The 18,699-nt window shown below is 68.6% G+C and carries 18 protein-coding genes, 2 tRNA genes, 4 pseudogenes and 1 riboswitch; of the genes and pseudogenes, 9 read left to right on the forward strand and 15 right to left on the reverse strand.

Features of this window, described 5'->3' with window-relative positions; all coding sequences use genetic code 11:
- Positions 1-179 precede the first annotated feature (179 nt).
- Positions 180-719: a hypothetical protein gene (locus OG568_RS09465; protein WP_329531104.1), complete on the forward strand. Its 540-nt coding sequence runs from the start codon at positions 180-182 to the stop codon at positions 717-719.
- Positions 720-1,095: 376 nt separating this feature from the next.
- On the opposite strand, the gene OG568_RS09470 is transcribed toward OG568_RS09465, so the two are convergent.
- Positions 1,096-3,177, reverse strand: coding sequence for an NPCBM/NEW2 domain-containing protein (locus tag OG568_RS09470; RefSeq protein WP_329531105.1), 2,082 nt, complete (start codon positions 3,175-3,177; stop codon positions 1,096-1,098).
- A gap of 324 nt (positions 3,178-3,501) precedes the next feature.
- Here OG568_RS09470 and OG568_RS09475 point away from each other — a divergent pair, with 324 nt between their 5' ends.
- On the forward strand, positions 3,502-3,801 hold the full coding sequence (locus tag OG568_RS09475) for a hypothetical protein (RefSeq protein ID WP_329531106.1): 300 nt from the start codon (positions 3,502-3,504) through the stop codon (positions 3,799-3,801).
- A gap of 12 nt (positions 3,802-3,813) precedes the next feature.
- Positions 3,814-4,449 (forward strand): annotated as a pseudogene (locus OG568_RS09480) (AIPR family protein); the annotation flags it as partial.
- A 49-nt stretch (positions 4,450-4,498) separates the two neighbouring features.
- On the opposite strand, the gene OG568_RS09485 reads toward OG568_RS09480, so the two are convergent.
- Complete coding sequence (locus tag OG568_RS09485; RefSeq protein ID WP_329531107.1) at positions 4,499-5,026, reverse strand: DinB family protein; 528 nt, start codon at positions 5,024-5,026, stop codon at positions 4,499-4,501.
- On the opposite strand from OG568_RS09485, the pseudogene OG568_RS61395 reads away from it, so the two are divergent.
- The 5 genes and pseudogenes from OG568_RS61395 to OG568_RS09500 all read left to right on the forward strand — a co-directional run.
- Positions 4,968-5,351, forward strand: a pseudogene (locus OG568_RS61395) (hypothetical protein); the annotation flags it as partial. The gene OG568_RS09485 and the pseudogene OG568_RS61395 sit on opposite strands and share 59 nt — an antisense overlap.
- A gap of 161 nt (positions 5,352-5,512) precedes the next feature.
- Positions 5,513-6,091 carry a hypothetical protein gene (locus OG568_RS09490; protein WP_329531108.1) on the forward strand — a complete coding sequence of 193 codons (579 nt, stop codon included), beginning with the start codon at positions 5,513-5,515 and terminating at the stop codon, positions 6,089-6,091.
- Positions 6,092-6,239: 148 nt separating this feature from the next.
- A pseudogene (locus OG568_RS61400) lies at positions 6,240-6,928 on the forward strand (RHS repeat-associated core domain-containing protein); the annotation flags it as partial.
- 270 nt (positions 6,929-7,198) lie between these two features.
- Positions 7,199-7,633 carry a polymorphic toxin type 44 domain-containing protein gene (locus OG568_RS09495; RefSeq protein ID WP_329531109.1) on the forward strand — a complete coding sequence of 145 codons (435 nt, stop codon included), beginning with the start codon at positions 7,199-7,201 and terminating at the stop codon, positions 7,631-7,633.
- A gap of 104 nt (positions 7,634-7,737) precedes the next feature.
- Positions 7,738-8,100: a hypothetical protein gene (locus OG568_RS09500; protein ID WP_329531110.1), complete on the forward strand. Its 363-nt coding sequence runs from the start codon at positions 7,738-7,740 to the stop codon at positions 8,098-8,100.
- A 102-nt stretch (positions 8,101-8,202) separates the two neighbouring features.
- Here the strand turns inward: OG568_RS09500 and OG568_RS09505 are convergent, their stop codons facing one another.
- From OG568_RS09505 to OG568_RS09555, 11 genes and pseudogenes are all read right to left on the reverse strand, one after another.
- A complete protein-coding gene (locus tag OG568_RS09505; RefSeq protein ID WP_329531111.1) occupies positions 8,203-8,559 on the reverse strand; it encodes a DUF3375 family protein in 357 nt (118 codons plus the stop codon).
- Positions 8,560-8,631: 72 nt separating this feature from the next.
- A tRNA-Pro gene (locus OG568_RS09510) sits at positions 8,632-8,705 on the reverse strand.
- 138 nt (positions 8,706-8,843) lie between these two features.
- Complete coding sequence (locus tag OG568_RS09515) at positions 8,844-10,304, reverse strand: hypothetical protein (protein WP_329536313.1); 1,461 nt, start codon at positions 10,302-10,304, stop codon at positions 8,844-8,846.
- A gap of 194 nt (positions 10,305-10,498) precedes the next feature.
- On the reverse strand, positions 10,499-11,266 hold the full coding sequence (locus OG568_RS09520) for an NPP1 family protein (RefSeq protein WP_329531112.1): 768 nt from the start codon (positions 11,264-11,266) through the stop codon (positions 10,499-10,501).
- A 575-nt stretch (positions 11,267-11,841) separates the two neighbouring features.
- On the reverse strand, positions 11,842-12,093 hold the full coding sequence (locus OG568_RS09525; protein WP_329531113.1) for a hypothetical protein: 252 nt from the start codon (positions 12,091-12,093) through the stop codon (positions 11,842-11,844).
- Between the two features lie 216 nt (positions 12,094-12,309).
- Positions 12,310-12,534, reverse strand: a complete 225-nt coding sequence (locus OG568_RS09530) for a hypothetical protein (protein WP_075030296.1) — start codon at positions 12,532-12,534, stop codon at positions 12,310-12,312.
- Between the two features lie 108 nt (positions 12,535-12,642).
- On the reverse strand, positions 12,643-12,972 hold the full coding sequence (locus OG568_RS09535) for an SCO0607 family lipoprotein (RefSeq protein ID WP_266588462.1): 330 nt from the start codon (positions 12,970-12,972) through the stop codon (positions 12,643-12,645).
- Positions 12,973-13,149: 177 nt separating this feature from the next.
- Positions 13,150-13,956, reverse strand: coding sequence for a bifunctional hydroxymethylpyrimidine kinase/phosphomethylpyrimidine kinase (thiD, locus tag OG568_RS09540; RefSeq protein WP_329361548.1), 807 nt, complete (start codon positions 13,954-13,956; stop codon positions 13,150-13,152).
- A 42-nt stretch (positions 13,957-13,998) separates the two neighbouring features.
- A complete protein-coding gene (locus tag OG568_RS09545) occupies positions 13,999-15,402 on the reverse strand; it encodes a purine-cytosine permease family protein (RefSeq protein ID WP_329531114.1) in 1,404 nt (467 codons plus the stop codon).
- A riboswitch (TPP riboswitch) is annotated at positions 15,392-15,486 on the reverse strand. Its footprint overlaps the gene before it by 11 nt.
- Positions 15,487-15,563: 77 nt before the next feature.
- Positions 15,564-15,725: pseudogene (locus OG568_RS09550) on the reverse strand (maleylacetate reductase); the annotation flags it as partial.
- Between the two features lie 250 nt (positions 15,726-15,975).
- Positions 15,976-16,323: an SH3 domain-containing protein gene (locus OG568_RS09555; RefSeq protein ID WP_329531115.1), complete on the reverse strand. Its 348-nt coding sequence runs from the start codon at positions 16,321-16,323 to the stop codon at positions 15,976-15,978.
- 166 nt (positions 16,324-16,489) lie between these two features.
- Between OG568_RS09555 and OG568_RS09560 the strand changes: the two genes are divergently transcribed.
- On the forward strand, positions 16,490-17,233 hold the full coding sequence (locus OG568_RS09560; protein WP_329531116.1) for a class I SAM-dependent methyltransferase: 744 nt from the start codon (positions 16,490-16,492) through the stop codon (positions 17,231-17,233).
- A 135-nt stretch (positions 17,234-17,368) separates the two neighbouring features.
- On the opposite strand, the gene OG568_RS09565 is transcribed toward OG568_RS09560, so the two are convergent.
- Positions 17,369-18,073 carry an NPP1 family protein gene (locus OG568_RS09565; RefSeq protein WP_329536314.1) on the reverse strand — a complete coding sequence of 235 codons (705 nt, stop codon included), beginning with the start codon at positions 18,071-18,073 and terminating at the stop codon, positions 17,369-17,371.
- Positions 18,074-18,570: 497 nt separating this feature from the next.
- A tRNA-Pro gene (locus tag OG568_RS09570) sits at positions 18,571-18,644 on the reverse strand.
- Positions 18,645-18,699: the final 55 nt, after the last annotated feature.

Genomic DNA, 18,699 nt, shown 5'->3' on the forward strand with positions numbered 1-18,699 from the left:
TCAGGACATAGTTGACGTGATGTTCTCGGGACACCCTTAGCGGATTCTGATGGGGTTTCAGATGCTTCGCGTGTGACTCTGGAGGCGGAGAGCCAGCAGCAGGGCGACTGGTTGGAAAGCCAAGATCCACGCGCCAAAACTCTGAGCGTGCCAAGACGGCGTGTTCTACGTTGACCGACATGAGCGCCTTGGGCCGGGCCTATCGCTATGTCGGGCCACACCATGTGATCGCTGCCGTCCAGTCAGCGGACAGTGGTACCACGATCCGCACAGCCGCGGACTTCGCGGACTGGGTGGCAGCCCGGACCGCCGAGGAACTGGACGAGCCCTTCACCTTCGTCGTCGGCACGGACGGCCCTCTGCGGCTAGCCCCACGCCGCAGCGAACACGTCGCCTGCGCGAGCGGCGATCGGGTGCTAAGCGCTGGCGAAATCAGCTTCTACACCGAGGCCGGACGCTGGACGGTGAACGAGATCAGCAACCAGTCGACCGGCTACTGCCCGGATGTTGCCTCATGGTCGGCTGTCGCACAGGCACTGGATCAAGCCGGCCTCGACCACCCGGACTGCTTCACACACTCAGTGGTCTTCCGCCGGTGTCCCACCTGCCAGGAGCACAACATCGTGCGAGAAGGCCACTTCGTCTGCGTCTTCTGCGACGCAGACCTACCCCGGCGATGGAACGTCGATTCGAACGCGGACGACCCAGACGGACCCTGATCTCGTCCACCACAGCGCAGGCTGCCACCAGCTCGGCCGACCGACTTCGGACCTCGACTGCCCGGCCATGTCCAGTAAGTCTTGAGCCTGTCAAGGATCTGATGAGTCAGAAACGTCAACTGAGTCTTGAGACCTCACACCACACGCGATCACCTCATGGCGGGAGGTGACCTGGCAGGAGGTAGAACCAGCAGGGCGGCGACCGGCGCGCTCATCTGCTCCGCGCCCGCGGTCACTGGCGTTCCGGTACGTCCTCGCGATGGCCGGAGTGCTCGGCATCGGCGCCGACATCCGGCACTGGACCCCGGAGCAACGTACGGAGGCGGCCAGTCGGCCGCACTCAGGTGAGGTGTCACCTGGGTGCGGCCGAGCCGAATCAGCAGGTGGCGTTCAGACCGGCCCAGTTGGCGCGGTCGTTGTAGCCGCCGTCGCCGGCGTCGCCGACCACCAGGTCGAGCACCCGGACGCCCGTCAGATCGATGTCGACCTGACGGATGTCGTCGCGGGTCAGCACACCGCTGTCGAACAGCACCCGGCCGTCACCGATCACCTGGAAGGCCGACGTGCCGCCCTCCGGGCCGACGTTGCGCACCGCATCGTCGATGCCGACGGTCGCGGTCAGCCGGCTGCACTGGTCGCCGAGGTAGTAGCGGATCGTGGAGGGCGAGGCGACCCCGATACCGGTCGGGTAGACCTGGCCGAGCATGCTGATCGGCGACCAGCCACCGACGCTCTGGTCGACCGTCGGGCTCATCCACCCGCTGGTGGCGCTGATCCACTTGTGGTGCGACAGTACGACGTCGCCGTCCGGCGCCGCCGGTGCGACAACTACCGCCGTGGTCGTCTCCTGCCGCAGCCGTCTCTTGCCGATCACCTCGTACGACGTGCTGGCGGTCAGCGCGGCGCTTCCCGGCGCGGCAGTGGCCGGCAGGGCCACCGTGAAGGCCAAGGTCACCGAGCGGTTGGAGCCCAGCAGCTTCGGCGCCTTGCCGAGCGGACGGGCCGTCCAGCCGTCGGGCACCGTCAACTCGACCCGCGGCGCGAAGACCGGCTGCGCACCGTCGTTACGGACGGTGACCTCGACCCGGGCCTGGTCGCCGCCGGCGACGAGCGGGGCGGTGCCGGCCGGCACCGCGTCGCCGCCGACCTGCGTCACCTGCGGCAGGCCGGCGACGACGTGCGGAACACCGGGCTTGCCCGTTGCCGGTCGGACCCGGAACAGGGCCGCGCCGTGGGCGGGGACGGCGGCACTGATGGTGCCGGCGCTCTCGGTGACCTGGTCGGTCCAGGCGTTCTTCAGGGTGAACCGGTGGCCTGACAGCCCGACCGACGACGCCTTCGTGGTGAGGGTCGCCGGGCTGTCGCCCCGGTTCAGCAGCACCACGGCACGGTCACCGTTGGCAAGACGCTTCACCCAGGTCTCCGTCGTACCGGCGGGCCCGACGCGGACGGCCTGGACACCGGCGGAGTCCTGGTTGATCGCGACGACGTCGCGGTCCTCGAGAATGTCGAGCGAGGTCTTGCTGAGCTTGCGGATGTCGCTGCCGATCATCAGCGGCGCGGCCGCCACCGACCAGAGCGTCATCTGGGTACGGAACTCCTCGTCGGTCATCCCCAGCTCAGGTCCGAGGTAGTCCGGGTCGTTGAAGTGCCCCGGTCCGGCGGCCTCGGGGTGCCGCGCGTTCGCGTCGTAGTTCCGCAGCACGTCCTTGTACTTGATCTCGCCGACGAAACCCACATCCGTGTACGTCCGCCATGACTGCGCGATCGCCGGTGCATAGGTCCAGGAGTGCGTCGACTGCTGCTCCTCGGGGTAGTTGCCCCAGTCCGGGGAGGTCACCGGGTTGCAGAGGTTGAAGATCATGGGGCGCTTGCTGGCGTTGTTCCGCAACGCCTGCGCGAACTCGGTGTAGACGGTCTTCGGGTCGAGGTTCGCGGCGATCCCGCAGAGGTAGTCCGCCTTGACCGCGTCGAACTTCCAGGCGGCGAACTGGTCCGCGTCGCGCTGGTAGTAGCCGTGGCTGCCGAGGCCGCACTTGCCCGGGATGTACGGGCCGGCGTCGGTGTAGATGCCGGCCTTCAGGCCCTTGGAGTGGATGTAGTCGACCAGCGGCTTCAGCCCGTTCGGAAACTGGTCGGGGTTGGGCACCAGGTCGCCGGCCGAGCTGCGCGGGGTCGGCGCCGCCCAGTTGCCGTCGATCCAGACGTACTGGTAGCCGGCGTCGCGCAGGCCGCTGCTGACCAGGTAGTCGGCTACTGACTTGACCTCGGCCTCGGTCGGATCGCCACCCAGCGCGTAGTAGGTGTTCCAGCCCATGTACGGCGTCGGGCTCAGCGCCTGCTGAGGTGCCGGCGCCGTGACGGCGCCAGTGCCGGCCGCCGGGCCGGCGTGGGCTTGTGCCGGCACGACCAGCAAGCCGGTCAGGAGGGCGAGGAGGACGGTGAGATGTCGTTTCACATCGGGACCTTCGCTGTCCGATCGATCAGGCGTGCCGACCCGTCCTGGTCGTGAGTCCGAGGCGCCGCTCCCTCGCGGAGGGTGCGGCGGTCGGTCTTCGGACCAGGCAATGCCTGTGCGCCTGCTGTTTGTTTCCAGGATCTTGCAGCGGTTACCGACGGGCGTCAATAATAATTCCTAAATTAGGAGTTACCAGCAGGGCCTCGCCGGGTACCCCAACTTCCCCCTGTCGGGCAGCGTGTGATCCTGTATCAGGTGTGACATCTGAGGAGATGCGCGAGGTCCGTCCCCGCTTGTCCGATTTCGGCGTCTTATGGTCTGGATGTGCGTCGGGACCGGGACCTCGAGTACCTCAACGCCGCCGATCTGCGTGAACGGACCGCCCGGGGCGCCAAGGCTGTCGCGCAGCTGGTGTTCACCGAAACCCTGATGAGCACCTCGCTCGGCGTGGGCTACGTGTGCCTGGTACGGCTGGACGAGTACTACCGCTTCATCACCTCCGGCAACCAGGCGCTGCGACTCGAGCTGTTCGAGTCGAACGTGCGCGACCACGCGGGGTCGACCGCGGTGAACAACGCCATCGGCCAGACCCTCAAGTCCGGTACCGGGGAGGACTTCTGGTGATTCAACAACGGCGTCACCGTCGTCGCCGATGCCGCCCAGATCGCCAGCAAGAAGATCGTCATCAAGGAACCGCAGATCGTCAACGGACTGCAGACCAGCCACGAGATCTACAGCTACATCCAAAACGGCGGCCGGCACCGCGACCGCTCGCTCCTGGTCAAGATCGTGGTCGCGCCTGAATCCGGGACTGCCCGCGATCGCATCATCCGGGCCACCAACAGCCAGACCCAGCTGCCGGCCGGTGCGCTACGGGCCACCGAATCCATCCAGAAGGACATCGAGGAGAGCCTCACCCACGCCGGCGGCTACTACGAACGCCGCGCTGGTTACTACCGCAACCTCGGCTTCCCGCTCGACCGGGTCGTCAGCATGGCCCGCATGGCAAAAGAGTTCACCGCCTTCGCCCTGCGAGAACCACACACCGCGCTACGCCACTCCGACGCCCTGCTCCTGGACGACCAGCACTACGCCCAGATCTTCTCCATCCGCCAGGACCTGGACATCTACCGCCTCTGCCTCGACGTCCACACACGACTGCGCGGCTTCCTCACCCCATGCGCCGATGACCGACCGCTCCTGGGCGAAACCCTCGAGAACTGGCACCTCGCCCGCACCAAGGCCCTGGCCGAGCAGACCGTCGCCGGCTGAGAGCCGGAGCCGGGTGCCTGCGCGGTACTTGCGACCGCCCAGGCACATCTCATGCGCCGGTTACTCCGTCGATCTGCTCGCGAATGAGATCAGCATGACCGTTGTGACGTGCGTATTCCTCGATCATGTGCACCATGATCCAGCGCAGGGAGACCCCCTGATCGCCGACGAGACCCGCTTCCTGTTCGGACAGGCGACCGGAACCGTCCAGCGATGCGTCGGCGATCAGCTCACGGCCTCGGGCGACCTCTGCTTGCCAGGCAGCCCTCGCCTCGTCGAGCCCTCGGTCCGGCCGGAGCGCATAGCCGTCGACGTTGTTCTCCCCGAAGACTGGCGGCACATCCTGACCTGCGAATACACGCTGGAACCAGTTGCGTTCCACCTCAGCCACGTGCTGAACGAGACCGAGCAGCGTCATCGACGAGGGTGACACTGCGGCAAGCCGTAATTGATCATCCCTGAGGCCCGAACACTTCAAGGCAAGAGTTGCACGGTGAAAGTCCAGCCATGCCTCCAGCATGGCGCGCTCGTCAGCATGCGCGGGTGGGATAGTCCGTCCATCCGGTGTCGTATTCATCGGCACACCATGGCAGCAACAGCCCTGTCCTACGACCACCTTCGCTGGCGACGAACACGCGACTAGGGCGTGTTTCGAAAGTAGCGTCGTCCGCCCGGAGGGCGGGGCCCGCGGCGTCTGGTGCGGTGCATCGCAAGGCGGAGGGTCGTCCGCGTACTGGGCGTACGCGGGCGATCCCGACAACGCGGCGAGGCGCCGTGCCAGGCGTCGCGGGCCAGACGGGACTTTCGAAACACGCCCTAGCGACAGCCGCCACCGAGCGGTGTCCCCCTGGGATCATGTCGACGAGGTTCGCAACGCCCAAGGTGGCCTACCCAATCAATTCGCAGCCATCAACAGGAAGCTGGTCCATCCTGGGACGAGTGGCGTCACGCGAGACCTTCTCGGTCGCCGACCTGGGGCGGGCCAGAAGAATGCTGGACTTCTCCGAGCAGTTCGTCCCCAGAATCAAGTGAGTGGACCATTGTAGTGGCGCATGATGCATACGTGCGGCAGCTGATCGCACGGGCGAAGGACGGCACCATCCCGCCGCAGGAGGTGAAGCAGATCGCCCAAGCCGTCACCGAGTGCCAGGCCGGCCGGGAGCTCTACCAGCGGCTGTACGCGGTGGCCCGTGCGGGCGGCCCGGCCTACGAGCCGCTGATCGCCACGTATCTGATCTACCCCCAGGATCCCGAGGTCTCGGCGCTCGCCGTGCAGGTGCTCACAGCGCACTGGAGAGTGGGAGCGAAGTACAGGAAGCAGATCCTCGAGTTGCTGGGATCCCCCGAGTGGGACCTGGATGACGACGTGTTCATGGCCGCGGTCTCGGGGGCTGGGTGGATCCTGCACGACGGGTTCGACGCCGAACTTCTCCGCGCCCTGCTGAAGCTCGCTGCGGAAGGCCGCGGTGAGTACAACGACGATCTTATGCAGGGTCTCGCGGTGGAGGCGATCGCCCGCGCGCTGGGCGCCAGCCACGCCGAGTTGACCAGACTGCCCGAGGGAGTCACCCGTGCGGAGTGGTCGCAGGGCTTGCTGAGAGCCGCACGTGACCGACTGCACGAGGCGGCGCGTCAGCCCTGAATCCGCTGACACCTCAGCACGCAATGCGTATACATGATCTTTACGACGATCTGGATGCGCAGGAGCGAGGCCGGATGTGGACACAGAAGGAGTTCATGCTCGGTTTCGTAGGTGATGTCGGAGATCTGGCCAAGTTGGGACCCTTTCGCACGACGAGCAGGGCAACACCACCAAGCGCTACGACCCCACCGGCACCGCGCAGAGCCTCAGCTGGGACATCGAAGGAGAACTCACCCGCCTCACCGAAGACACCAAGACCACCGACTACCTCTACGACGCAGGCGGCGACCTCCTGATCCGCCGCGGCCCCGACCAGACCGTCCTCTACCTGGCCGGCCAGGAACTCCGCTACGACACCACCGCCAAGAAGTTCACCGCCGAGCGCTACTACTCGGCCGGTGACGTCACGGCGGTGCGCACCGAGTCCGGCCTGAGCTGGATGGTCGACGACCACCACGGAACAGCTTCGATGGCCGTCGACGCCACCACCCAGGCCATCACCCGTCGCTACACGAAGCCCTTCGGCGAAACCGCGGCGCGACGCCTCCGGCCTGGCCCGACGACAAGGGCTTCCTCGGCAAACCCACCGACGCCGACACCGGCCTCACCCACATCGGCGCCCGCGAGTACGACCCGGCCACCGGACGCTTTCTCTCCGTCGGCCCCGTCCTCGCCCCCGACGACCACGAGTCCCTCAACACGGCTACGCCTACGCCAACAACACCCCCGTCCCCCTGGCCGACCCCACCGGACTCCGCCCCGACGGCATGTGTGGCGGTGCCTCGAGTTCCTGCAACGGTGGTACCGAGACCTGGACCAAGAGCAGGAACGGCTGGGACTGGTCGTACACGAAGACCTACACGGTGCCCGTGTACCTCGGCGGCTTCCGCCCCGTCAGCGGGGTCTTCACCATCACCGTCAAGAACGATGGCGGGAAGATCTCTCACATGGTCACCTACAAGAAGGGCCCCGAGCCCAAGCCCGACCTGAAGAAGGGGAAGGACCTGTTCTCCGAGATGGAGAGCTTCATGTACGACGAACTGACACACAACGCACGGTCCGACGAGGTGAAGACGATCCAAGGGCTGCTGCGACCGGGGGCGCGACATGTTCGAAGCCCTGTCCCTGTGGGGCTCCAAGGTCTGTCCCAAGGTCTGCGAGCGGGACCACAAGCCCAAGCTGGACAATGAGTTCAACCTCTCCAAGGAGAGCTACTTCATCGACGATCCGGGCACTGACTACAAGGTCTTCTACGACATGTGGTCGAACGTCCACTACGGCTACGTCGGCCGGGTCGCCGGCTTCGACGCCAGGACGCTCATCAAAGGGGCCTCCGTCTTCGACCCCATCCTCGTCGGACAGGACGACGCTGGGGACGACATGACGATGCGGGCCGGAATCGACCTCTTCGAGCAGCACGGCCTCGACCTGACCAGGGAACAGTTCCACGCCGCGGTGATCAACACGATCGAGCAGATGTACGCGAAGGGATCAAACCAGGTGAAGAAGTCACCAGGGGATCGGCCCGGCCCGTCCGTCTAGGGCCGGGCCGATCCCTGCTGGTCAGGACTTGCTGAGTAGGTGGATACAGTGACGAACCGTGCGGCCGAGGTGTGTGACCGAGCCGACGACGGTTGAAGGGACGTATGGGGAACCGACGGCTGCATGGATGTCTCGGCATCCTGATGGGGCTGGCTCTCGCGGCGCTCACGGCCACGCTTCTGGGCAGGGCGTTGAGCGCCTGCGACGCGGGAGTGAGCAACGCGGCCAACAGCACCTTCCTGCTCTTCCTCTTCACCCCATGCCTATGGGCCGTCCTGCTCATGGGCTGGGTGGTGGTGGGGGCCCTCCTCGGGAACCGCCCTCTTCTCCACGCCCTCGCCCTCGCGGTGACGCTCCTCGCCGTTTCCTGGTGCGCCCTCTCGCTCTTCTGGAGCGGCACCACCTACGACTGCCCCAGCGGCGTACCCCCATGGTGGCCGAGCTTCCTCCCGGCCCCGGGGCTCTGAGGCGCACGACAGCCTGCGGATGCGCGCGGGCGGCGGAGATATCGTCCTCGACAGCCGGGCCGTACCGTGACCGCGCCCTACCCCGCGCGGCTGCCCATGTCCCTACGACAGGACCCCAGTGGCCGGTAACCGGCGGACACCGGGGCGCGCGATCACTGCGGGGACCCAGCGGTCCCGCGGCGGGCGGCCAGAAATCCACGGCGGTACTGAAGTGCCCTGACCCGGCATGCGCACGAACTCCAGGACGCGGCGGTCCTCCGCGCGCACCTGGTCGTCGAGGAACCGTCGCAGCTGATCCGAGAGCTGCCGCACCACGGCCTGCGCGGGCTCGGCGGCCTCCAGCCAGTCCCGGGGCATGCGCCGCATCCTGGGGTCGGGCTCACCAATGGACTCCATCGCCTCGACCTCAACCAGCAGCGTCTTGAGTTCGTCCTGACGAATCGGTGCGCCGGTCCCCAACTGTTCCCAAGAACGGTCAAGGGCCGGTTTCGGATACCTCCGAAACCGGCCCTGACCTGCGACTGTCTCCAGTCGGGACGACAGGATTTGAACCTGCGACCCCTTGACCCCCAGTCAAGTGCGCTACCAAGCTGCGCCACGTCCCGATGCGTTCACCCGCGGTGTTCCGCGTGATCGTGCAGGTAAACCCTACCGCACGTGAGGGGGCGGGCCCGCACACGCGCTGGGGGCGGCCCCTCACGGTGACGCCGATGGGACCGGCCGCTCGGAGAGCGGCCGGTCGGCTACATCTTGCCGTCGGCGAGCTTCCACTCCCGGTGCAGTGTGCCCAGGGGGATGGGGTGCTGGATGACGGGGGTGCCGAAGACGGCCAGCTGGATCTGCAGGGTGCCACTCAGGTCGAGGCCGCCGTAGAGGGCCCAGGAACCACTCGCCGCGACGTCGGACCTCGCGTCGGAGGCGACCGGGGTGGTCGCGGTGACCGTGCCCGCGGCCTCACCGCGCAGGTACGGGGCCAGGTCGGCGGTGACGCCCACCGTGCCGTACAGACCGACGGTGGCCTGTGCGCCGAGGGCCGCCTTCACGCTTCCGCCGGTCGTGACGGACGTACGGACCGGAGAGCTTTCCATGTGGGATTCGTTGACCGGCGTCCAGCCGGCCGCCGTACCGAAGGTGCCGCCCACCTTGAAGTCACCCTTGAGGTCCTGCTCGACGTCGACGGTGACGCTGCCGTCGCCGCTGATCTCGAAGTAGCAGGTCAGGTCGAGGTTCACGACGACGGGGATGGGGCCGACCTGGAGGACGGGGTCGGCGTGCAGCTTCGCGAACGGCAGCCGGACCGGCTTGGCGGAGGCCGCGGCGCGCCCCTTGAGCGCCCACTGCGAGGTCCAGTCGCCGGAGACGCCGAGGTGGGCCATCCCCGGACCGGAAGCGGTGGAAGCGGTGGAAGCCGTGGAACCGGCTGGGGCGCCGCCCCCGTAGGAGAAGTCCACCTCGGGCTTGACCTGGACGAAGCCGGACACGGACGCCGCCGCCGAGGCCGGTGCGCCCTCCGCAGTGGCGACCTTCGTCGCGACATCGACCCGCAGGCTGCCGAGCGGGACCTTCGTCCCCTCGGGACCGGAGTGGATGTCTCCCGCCTTCGCCCAGGAGACCTTCACGTCGGGCAGCAGTCGCTCGACGTCGAAGGAGGCGGGGTCGACCGGGACGGTGCCCTTCGCGTCGTCGTCGCCCAGCAGCGTGTCCAGGGTCGTCGGCGCGGTCTGGACCTCGGTGCCGTCGGCCGTCTCACCGATCACCTTGGTGACCTTGGCGAGGAGTCCGTCCGGGGCGCCGGGCGCGGGGGCACTGGCGATGACGTCCCCGACGGCGGTGCGGCCCGGCGTCGCGCTGCCTCCGGGGGTCGGGGTGCCGTCCGGGGACGGCGACGAAGTCTCTTTGCTGACACTTGATATGACGGCCCGTCGGGTGTGTCTGTCGTACGACTTCACCTTGAGCGAGGTCTTGTGGGCCTTACCGCCGGCCGTACCGGGCCGGGCGACGGCGGTCGAGGTGGCCGCCGCGGCGGGGGCTGCGGCGACGGCGAGCGGTTGGCCGCTGTTCGCGGCAGCCGTCGCGGACGCGCCGGCGTCCGGGGTCCGTTCGGCGGCGGAGCTCTGGCCGGGGTCTGCGGAGCAGCCGGCGGCCAGGAAGAGGGCGGAGGCGGCGAGCGCGGGCACGAGGGCACGCGAGGGCCGCTTGCGGATGCGCAAGATCAGTCCTGAGGGGGGTGGGGGTGGCATGGGATTACCAGCGAGTAACTAGATGCGAGCATGCCATGAAGACGTGAAGCCCGCTTCACCTCTCCACCCCCTCCAGGGTGATGTGTGCCACGATCACGCGTCGAGAGCGGCCAATAACCCCACCAACTCACCCGCGTGGCACTCCACTTGACGCATCATCACGCGTTGGGGTCGAACGGGATGCCGGCCGGCTTCGCCTTCTCCAGGTGGTAGTTGAAGTTGCCGTCCTTGAGGCCGAAGACGGCGCTGCCGAAGTCGTAGGCGCTCAGCTTGTCGCGCAGACCGGCGGGGTAGCCCTCCCAGCCGACCAGGTCGGGGAACTGCCACCCGTGGTAGTGGTTCTCCGGCGGCTCGTCGTTGCTGTTCGCGGGACGGAGGCAGTGCGTGCTCAGACCGTCCTTGTGGTAAACGACCTTGGGGTGCGTGCCGTCCCAACGGATCTGGTCACGGCCGTAGATGTTGAAGTTGCCGTGGGCGGAGGTGGAGACGTACTGGGCCTGGTTGTTCTGCACCCACACGACGACATGCTCCCAGTCGTTGCGGTGCCCGCCGAGACCGCTGCCGAGCACGGCCTGGTCCTTCTCGAAGTAGAGGCCGTACATGATGGCGCACCAGCCGTTGTTGCACTTCTCGCGCGAATAGCCGTTGGTGTTGTCGAGATCCGAGGCGTCGTGGCACTGGCCGTTGAGTGCGCCGGACGGGTTGAGGCCGGGGTTGATCGTCCCGTCGGGACCGATGGCGGGGGTGGGGTAGCAGCCGTCCGTGTCGTAGTCGAAGGCCGGCTGGAACGTCTGCTCCAGTCCGTCCGCGTTGGCGGGCAGGGCCTGGGGCGGGGCGGCGAGGGCGCTGCCGGGGAAGGCTACGACCAGGGCGACCGCGCTGCCGAGGATGAGCGAGATCCTGCGGATGCGCGAGCTTCTCTTCACTGCGTCCTCCTGATCGACCGTGATGTGGGGGCAGGTCGGGCACACCCCGGTCGAATTGGCATGCCCAGATCACCATTCCCCCTCTCGACGACAACGCAAGCGTCAGGTGGTGTCGGAATGATGAAGGGCCAACCAACTGATATGGAGGCGGAGTTGGGCGCGACTCCCCGCCCCGCCGCCGGTGCGCGGAGGTGCGGGGGCGCGGAGGAGCGGAGGCGCGGAGGCGCGGAGGAGCGGAGGCACGGGGCGCGGAAGTGCGGAAGTGCAGAAGTCGTGTCGCGTGTACGACGCCGTCATCCGGCGACTGTCCGACGGCCTCCCGGCGACTGCCGCACGGGATCTCAGGGCCCGGCAAGTACCCCCGGGCGAGCACCTCTTCGGCCGCGGCATCCGTTGTGACTACGCTTCGAAACCCTGTCCCGCCACCTGGCCCCCTCGCGAATCCGGCCGTTGAGCTGCGCTTCCCGCCCAAGTCGGCCTCACCCAGCGGGTGTTCCTCGGCGGTGACCCGCGACTACGGCTACGACCCGGACGTCCGGGTCACCCACACGCCGAGCGCCGTCGCGCCCCCGAGTTCACTTCTTCGGAGCCGACGAGGGCAGGCGCTTGAGCCGGCGCGTGGCGAGTGGGCAGGCGAGCGTCGCGGCCAGGATTCCCGCCAGGGCGGTGACGCTGTGCTCGTGGTCGGGAAGCCACTGACTGGCGGGTTCGAGGACCAGGGCCCGCACGATCGCGAAGGCCGCGAAGGCCGCGGCGGTCGCGAAGAAGCCTCCGGCCGACTCCTTGGTCCACCGGACTCTCTCCGACGCGGCGACCGCGGACCCCACCCCAGGGGTGGCGCGGATGGGGCGGCCACCCTCCCGTCCTGCCGGTCACCGATCGGGCACGACAAGACGCACGATCAGCGGCACGACCGGCAGCACGGCCAGAAGCACAGGAACCTCACGGATCAGAGGCAGGCCGCCCGGGCGGACATGTGGTCGATGCGGAAGTGCGGCGACCGCGCGAGCGGCCGCCTCCGCAGGGTGGCCACACGGGCGCCCTCATCCGCGGGTCTCGGGGCCCCAGTACTCCGGGCCGACCCCCCGCCAGTCGATGAGGGGGGACACGGCCGCGGTCACGGGGTCCACATCGAGACCCGCGCGACGCAGGAATTCGGAAAGGTCCTCCAGGTTGTAGGCCAACCCGAGGTTCTCGCCGTGCACTCGGACTCGGCGGCCACCGGTGTCACTCGGCGGAGCCACGATGACAGGCAACGGTTCGGACATGGATCCAGCCTCGCCTCTCCGGTCCCGGCCTGCATCCCGGCCCTGGGAATGTGGGTACGTCATACCCGAATTCAATCACGTGTTCGATTTCCGGCGCACGGCCACCCGTCACTGGGCGTCGGGAGCCTTGATGATCTTGCCGTTCTCGTCGATCGTGTGGGTGCTCCAGTAGGTGTCCCACTTGTCGCCGACATGCTGGGGGACCTTTCCTTCGGGATAGCGGACGTACCCCTTCGGTGGCTCCTCACCGTTGGACACGCAGTCGCTGCCGGTGCTCCCCACGGCCATGACCGGGTACTGGCCACCGCCGCAACTCGCATCCTCGGAGGAGCAGCCGGTCAGTATCGCGACGGTCGCGCAGGCCAGCGCAAGGCTCAGGACGGACCGCACCGGGCCCCTGTTGACCACGGACGACGGGCGGTGAACTCGGCTTGTCATACGCACGGCTGACTCCCTCTGGACGGCTTGTGGGACCAGCCTGCGCGAGGCGAGGGAATCGATCATGAGTACGCGTACTCGGACGCGGTGGGTCGTCATACCCGATTCCGCATGGGCATGACCGCCCCCGCCCGGTAGCGCCGCCCCGCGGCCGGACCCGCGGCCGGACTCACGGCGTCAGGCGCGCGTACGCCAGCCGTGGTCGACCGGTCCCAGGCCCGAGCCCAGGGCGAATCCCGCCGCGATCGCGCCCGTGACGTACTCCTTCGCCAGCCGTACCGCCTCCGGCACCGCCCGCCCCTGCGCCAGGCCCACCGCGATGGCCGAGGCCAGGGTGCAGCCGGTGCCGTGCGTATGGCGGTTGTCGTGGCGCGGGGCCCGGAACCAGTGCTGTTCGGTGCCGTCGGTCAGCAGGTCGACGGCCTCGCCGGGCAGGTGGCCGCCCTTCACCAGGACCCAGCGGGGCCCGTACGACAGCAGTTGCTCCGCGGCCCGGGACATGTCCTGCTCACCGGTGGCCTTGATCCCGGTCAGCTCGGCGGTCTCGTCGAGATTCGGGGTGGCCACCGTCGCCAGCGGCAGCAGGGCGGTCCGTACGGCGTCCAGCGCGTCGTCCGCCAGCAGCCGGTCGCCGTGCTTGGAGACGCTCACCGGATCCACCACCACGGGCGCGCCGACGTCCGAGAGCAGTTCGGCCACGGTCTCGACGAGCAGCGGGGAGGCGAGCATGCCGGTCTTCACGGCCTGTACACCGATGTCGTCCACGACGCTGCGGTACTGCGCGCGCACCGCCTCGGCGGGAAGCTCCCAGGCTCCTTGTACGCCGAGGGAGTTCTGCGCGGTGACGGCGGTGAGCACGCTCATCCCGTGCGCGCCCAGCGCGAGCATGGTCTTCAGGTCGGCCTGGATGCCGGCGCCGCCCCCGGAGTCCGATCCGGCGATGGTCAGGACCCGGGGAGGGGCGGTGGGCGTGTTCGCGAGCATGGTGGGTGTCACTCCGTACGAAGGGGGTGAGAGGGGGCGGGGTCAGCGGCGCAGGCGCAGGGGGGCGTAGACCAGCAGGGCCGCGACGAACGCCACCCCGTAGGCGAGGTCGGCGCCGTGCAGGGCATGCGCGACCGGGCCGACGTACAGGCTGGTGCTCATGAACGGCACCGCCGCGGCGAAGGCGGCGGCGAACGCCACGAGCGCGGGCCACCACGGCTGCGGGCGGGCGCTCTCGACGGCCAGGTCCACGGGGCCACGGCCGCGGGCCCTGGCCCGGGCGCGCCAGTCGACGGCGACGATCGCGACGAACCCGGGAATCCAGTAGCCGACGAACAGCAGGACGTTCTGGAAGCGGGCCGTGGTGTCGGCCGCGTGCATCCACAGCACGAGCGGGAAGCCGAGGACGGCGGCCAGCGCGGCGGCGGCCGGGCGCGGCAGCCGTACGCCCATGGTCTGCAGGGCGAGGGAGCCGCTGTAGTCGTTCATGGCGTTGCTGCTCAGCGCGGCGAGCGCCACGGCGAGCAGACCGAACGCGCCGAGGGCGCCGCCGCCGAGCAGGGTGTCGACGCCGCGGGCGGTCTGGTCGGTGAAGACGGCCGCGCCCCACAGTCCCAGCGCCTGGACGGCCACGAAGGACACGCTGATGCCGGCCAGGGTGTACCAGAACATGCGCGGGCGGGACGCCGTGGGCGGCAGGTAGCGGCTGAAGTCGCTCGCGTACGGCGCCCACGACAGTGCCAGGCTGAGGGCGATCGTGCAGGTCAGGACGAAGGCACCGGCCTGGTCGGCGCCGTGCGCGGTGGCGGTGGGGGCGGTGTGGGCGCCGCTCAGGAGCTTCACGGTCAGGGCCACGAACGCGGCGCCGAGGGCGAAGGTCATCACGGTCTGGAGCCGGTGGATCACCTCGTAGCCGAGGACGCCGAGCGCCCCCTGCACCGCCATCATGACGAGCACGCCCAGCCAGAACGGCCAGCCGCACAACTGGGCCAGCGCGTCCCCGCCGAAGAGGCCGATCAACGCGTCCCAGGCGATGGACGACAGCCACTGCAGGGCACCGGGGACGACCACGGCCCGGCCGAACGCGAGCCGGGCGAGCGGCAGCTGTCCGGCGCCGGTCCGGCTCCCCCAGGTGCCGAGGTACGCGGTCGGTACCGCCCCCAGGAGGGTGCCCAGCACGACGGCGGCGAGCGCGGTGGAGAAGTCCAGGCCGAGCGCGATGCCGACGGTGCCGGTGAACACGCCGGTCATGGTCAGGTTGGGGGCGAACCACACGGTGAACAGACGGCCCGGGCCGCCGTAGCGGTGGTCCTCCGGGACCGGGGCGATTCCGCGCGCCTCGACATGCAGATCCCCGGGGGCGGTGGGCATCCGCCCGTCGAAAACGCCCTGCGGGCCTCCGACGGCCACCTCGCCGCGAGCGTTACGGGCATACGGCAACGACATGAGACATCCCTCCGCCAGTCCTAACTGGTTCAGGTTCGACGGGTGTGATCTCAGCCCTCGTGCGGGGCACCCCGTGTCCGGTTCGGCGGTCAGGATAGCCCGGGCGACGCGTACGCCGCAGTGGGGAGGGGTCCGCGCTGCCCGTACGGCCCCGCGCCCTACGCGCCGGCGCTCGGCTCCACGCCCTCGTAGGCCGCCGTCAGCAGCGCCGGCACACCGTCCACGGTGAGCTCGGGGTCGTAGACGACGCTGCGGGGCTGGACGACGGGGTCGCGTCCGGTGCGCTTGGCGCCATGCTCGGTGAGGCCCCAGACCGGGGTCACGACCTGGACATCCCGCTCGACTTCTCGTGCGACACCCAGCCCGCGCGGATCGTCTTCCGGATCCGAGGCCCCACACGATCTCCACCCGGTGCGAGATCCTTCGGCCCCTTGAGCGGTCGACGGTGTGGCGGCCCGTGACCCGGGCCCGGCAGAACCTGGACTGGCGCGCTGTGCGGGGGGCTCGCTGACGGCTCCTGGACGCAGTACGGTGCCCGACCCCGGGTCGGGGTCGGGCACCGCGAGTGGTCGGTCAGCAGGTGGCCGAGGCCGGCAGGCCGCCGTACTGGTCGCCCTTGAGGTAGACGGCGCTCACATAGCCCTCGGCCAATCGCACCCAGACGTCGTTGACGTAACCGTTGTCGCGGATGGTCTCGCCGTGGGTCCAGCAGGAGGCGCCGCGCGGCTGCCCGGCGGTGACGTGCCCGGCGATGCCGGTGGTGGTCGAGGGCCCGTAGCGGACGTTGACGTTCACGTACGGTGTGACGGCGTAGGGCAGTCCCGCCGCCGCGGCCTGCGCCCCGGCCGCGCCGGTCAGCAGCAGTCCGGTGGCCAGCGCGGCGACCCCCGCCGTGGCGAACGCCTTGGTCCTCATCCTCATGGTCATGCTGTCCTTCCCCGTGGTGGAGTCCGGGTGTGTTCCCGGGCCGGACCGTGCGGCCCGACTCGGTCACTCCCAGGCCCACCATGCAGGCCCGACGCCCGGGGCGGAACATCTTTCGACGACACTCGAAACGTCCAAGCGGTCCTGGTATGTCGATGAACGCGTGAACACCGACGGCCACCGGATGCTCTCGACGGTCCTGCCGCACAATGGGGCGATGATCGACGGTACTTCGCCGACAGCAGCCCCACCTCCACCCGGGTTGATCGAGGACGACGAGCTGGCCGGCCATTCCGTGGTGGCCAACAGCACCAAGAACCGCGAACGGGTCCTGGCAGGCGACAGCTACGCCCGCGAACTCGGCTTCTCCCCCGCCGAGTTCCTGAACGAACACGGCCCCGCCCCGTCGTGGCTGGACCTGTGCAGCGGAGAGGGACTCGCCCTCCGCGAGGCCGCGCGGCAACTGCCCCGGGCCGTCATCACGGGCGTGGACCTGGTCGGCCCGCTGCGGCGGACCGCGCTGCCCGACGGCCTCGAACTCATCACCGCCGACCTCGGCCGGTGGTCGCCGGACCGCCGCTACGACCTCATCACCTGCGTCCACGGGCTGCACTACATCGGCGACCGGCTCGCCCTGCTGGAGCGGGCCGCCTCCTGGCTCACCGGCACCGGTCTGCTGGTCGCCCATCTCGATCCCTCGACGCTGCGGCGCCCCGACGGAAGCGACGCCTCCCGCCCGGTCCTGACAGCGCTGCGGGCCGCCGGCTTCCACTACTCGGCCCGCCATCACCGCCTCAGTCTGCGGGGCGGCCGCCCCGTCACCCTGCCCTTCGCCTACCTCGGCGCCGACCCGCACGCCGGCCCCAACTACACCGGTCAGCCGGCCGTCGCCTCGTACTACCGCTGAGCCCGGGACGACCCCCGAGAACGGTCAAGAGGCTGTATCGGTATGTCCGATACAGCCTCTGACTCGCGACTTCACAAGGAGCCGGGCGACATCAGTGCCGGGCATGCGCCCGTCAGCGCCTTTGCCGCATACCTCTCAGGCATTGGGGTCGAACGAGATTCCCGCGGGCATGGAATGGGCGAGGGCGTACTCGAAATCCCCGTCCTTGATCTTGATCGTGGCTTCGCCGAAATCCGCGTTCATGAGTTTGTCCCGGAAACCGTCGGGATATCCGTTCCACCCGACGAGGCGAGGAAAGAACCAGCCGCCAGTGGCGTTCTCCGGAGGCTCGTCGTTGGTGTTGGCGAACCGGAAGTCATGAGTGGAAACGCCGTCCTTGTGATACACGATCTTGGGATGGGTGCCGTCGAAGCGCACCGACGAACTGGACGCCACCTGGTAACTGGAGTGCTGGGACACCGAGACGTACTGGACCTGGTTGTTGTTGATCCACACCACGACGTGCTCCCAGTCGTGGGTGTGCCCGATGGCCGCGGGCCCGAGCGTGGCCTGGTCCTTCTCGAAGTAGCTGGCGTACACGACGGCGCACCAGCCGTTGTTGCACTTCTCGCGTGAATACGTGTTGGCGTTTGCCAGTTGCGCGCTGTCGTGGCAATGGCCGTTGACGTCACCGCCCAGCCGCAGCCCGGGGTTGATGGTGCCGTCGGCGCCGATGGCCGCCGTGGCGTAGCAGCCGTCCGTGTCGTAGTCGTAGGCGGGCGAGAAGGTCTGCTCAAGGCCGTCGGCGTTCTGCGGCAAGAGCTGCAGAACGTCGGCGTTCGCCTCGGCGGGGAGTGCCATGACCAGTGTCAGCGCACCGAGCGCGCCCAGGAGAGCGGACCGGCGCGTCCTGCTCGGACGCTTCGGACGGGAGTCCGCTTCTCCGGAATTCGTGGCCGGTGTCTGCGTACCGCGCATACCAACTCCTCAAGAAACACAAAGAAAAGGAATCTCTCCTGGGCCATCAGGTCATTCGCGATCCGTGTGACGGCGCATCAAATTATCCCGGGGCGGCGTACGGCGCAAGGTATCTTCGCGAAGGACAATTGCGGGACAGGGGAATTCGGGACATTCCATTGGGTCTCGTGAAGTGCACGGAAATTCCGACGCGCCGTCACCGAGGGAAGGACCGGGGCTGCCGACGCCGGTGCCCCGCTGTCGGGGACGGTACCGACGGTCAGGTCACCGGAGACCGGTAACGCATTGGTCCCCGACTGGCCGCCGACTGGCCCCCAGGAATGATCGAAGGGCGGTTCCGGATTACTCCGAAACCGCCCCTGACCTGCGACTCGTTCGAGTCGGGACGACAGGATTTGAACCTGCGACCCCTTGACCCCCAGTCAAGTGCGCTACCAAGCTGCGCCACGTCCCGATGCGTTCACCCGCGGTGTTCCGCGTGATCGTGCGAACAGAACTTTACCCCACGT

The sequence above is a fragment of the Streptomyces sp. NBC_01450 genome (assembly GCF_036227505.1).
GTDB lineage: Bacteria > Actinomycetota > Actinomycetes > Streptomycetales > Streptomycetaceae > Streptomyces.

Excerpts from the sequence above, each read along its gene's own strand:
- OG568_RS09465 (WP_329531104.1), top strand. The coding sequence starts at position 180 with ATGAGCGCCTTGGGCCGGGCCTATCGCTATGTCGGGCCACACCATGTG.
- OG568_RS09485 (WP_329531107.1), bottom strand. The coding sequence starts at position 5,026 with ATGAATACGACACCGGATGGACGGACTATCCCACCCGCGCATGCTGAC.
- OG568_RS09495 (WP_329531109.1), top strand. The coding sequence starts at position 7,199 with ATGTTCGAAGCCCTGTCCCTGTGGGGCTCCAAGGTCTGTCCCAAGGTC.
- OG568_RS09500 (WP_329531110.1), top strand. The coding sequence starts at position 7,738 with ATGGGGAACCGACGGCTGCATGGATGTCTCGGCATCCTGATGGGGCTG.
- OG568_RS09530 (WP_075030296.1), bottom strand. The coding sequence starts at position 12,534 with ATGTCCGAACCGTTGCCTGTCATCGTGGCTCCGCCGAGTGACACCGGT.
- OG568_RS09535 (WP_266588462.1), bottom strand. The coding sequence starts at position 12,972 with ATGACAAGCCGAGTTCACCGCCCGTCGTCCGTGGTCAACAGGGGCCCG.
- thiD (WP_329361548.1), bottom strand. The coding sequence starts at position 13,956 with ATGCTCGCGAACACGCCCACCGCCCCTCCCCGGGTCCTGACCATCGCC.
- OG568_RS09545 (WP_329531114.1), bottom strand. The coding sequence starts at position 15,402 with ATGTCGTTGCCGTATGCCCGTAACGCTCGCGGCGAGGTGGCCGTCGGA.
- OG568_RS09555 (WP_329531115.1), bottom strand. The coding sequence starts at position 16,323 with ATGAGGATGAGGACCAAGGCGTTCGCCACGGCGGGGGTCGCCGCGCTG.
- OG568_RS09565 (WP_329536314.1), bottom strand. The coding sequence starts at position 18,073 with ATGGCACTCCCCGCCGAGGCGAACGCCGACGTTCTGCAGCTCTTGCCG.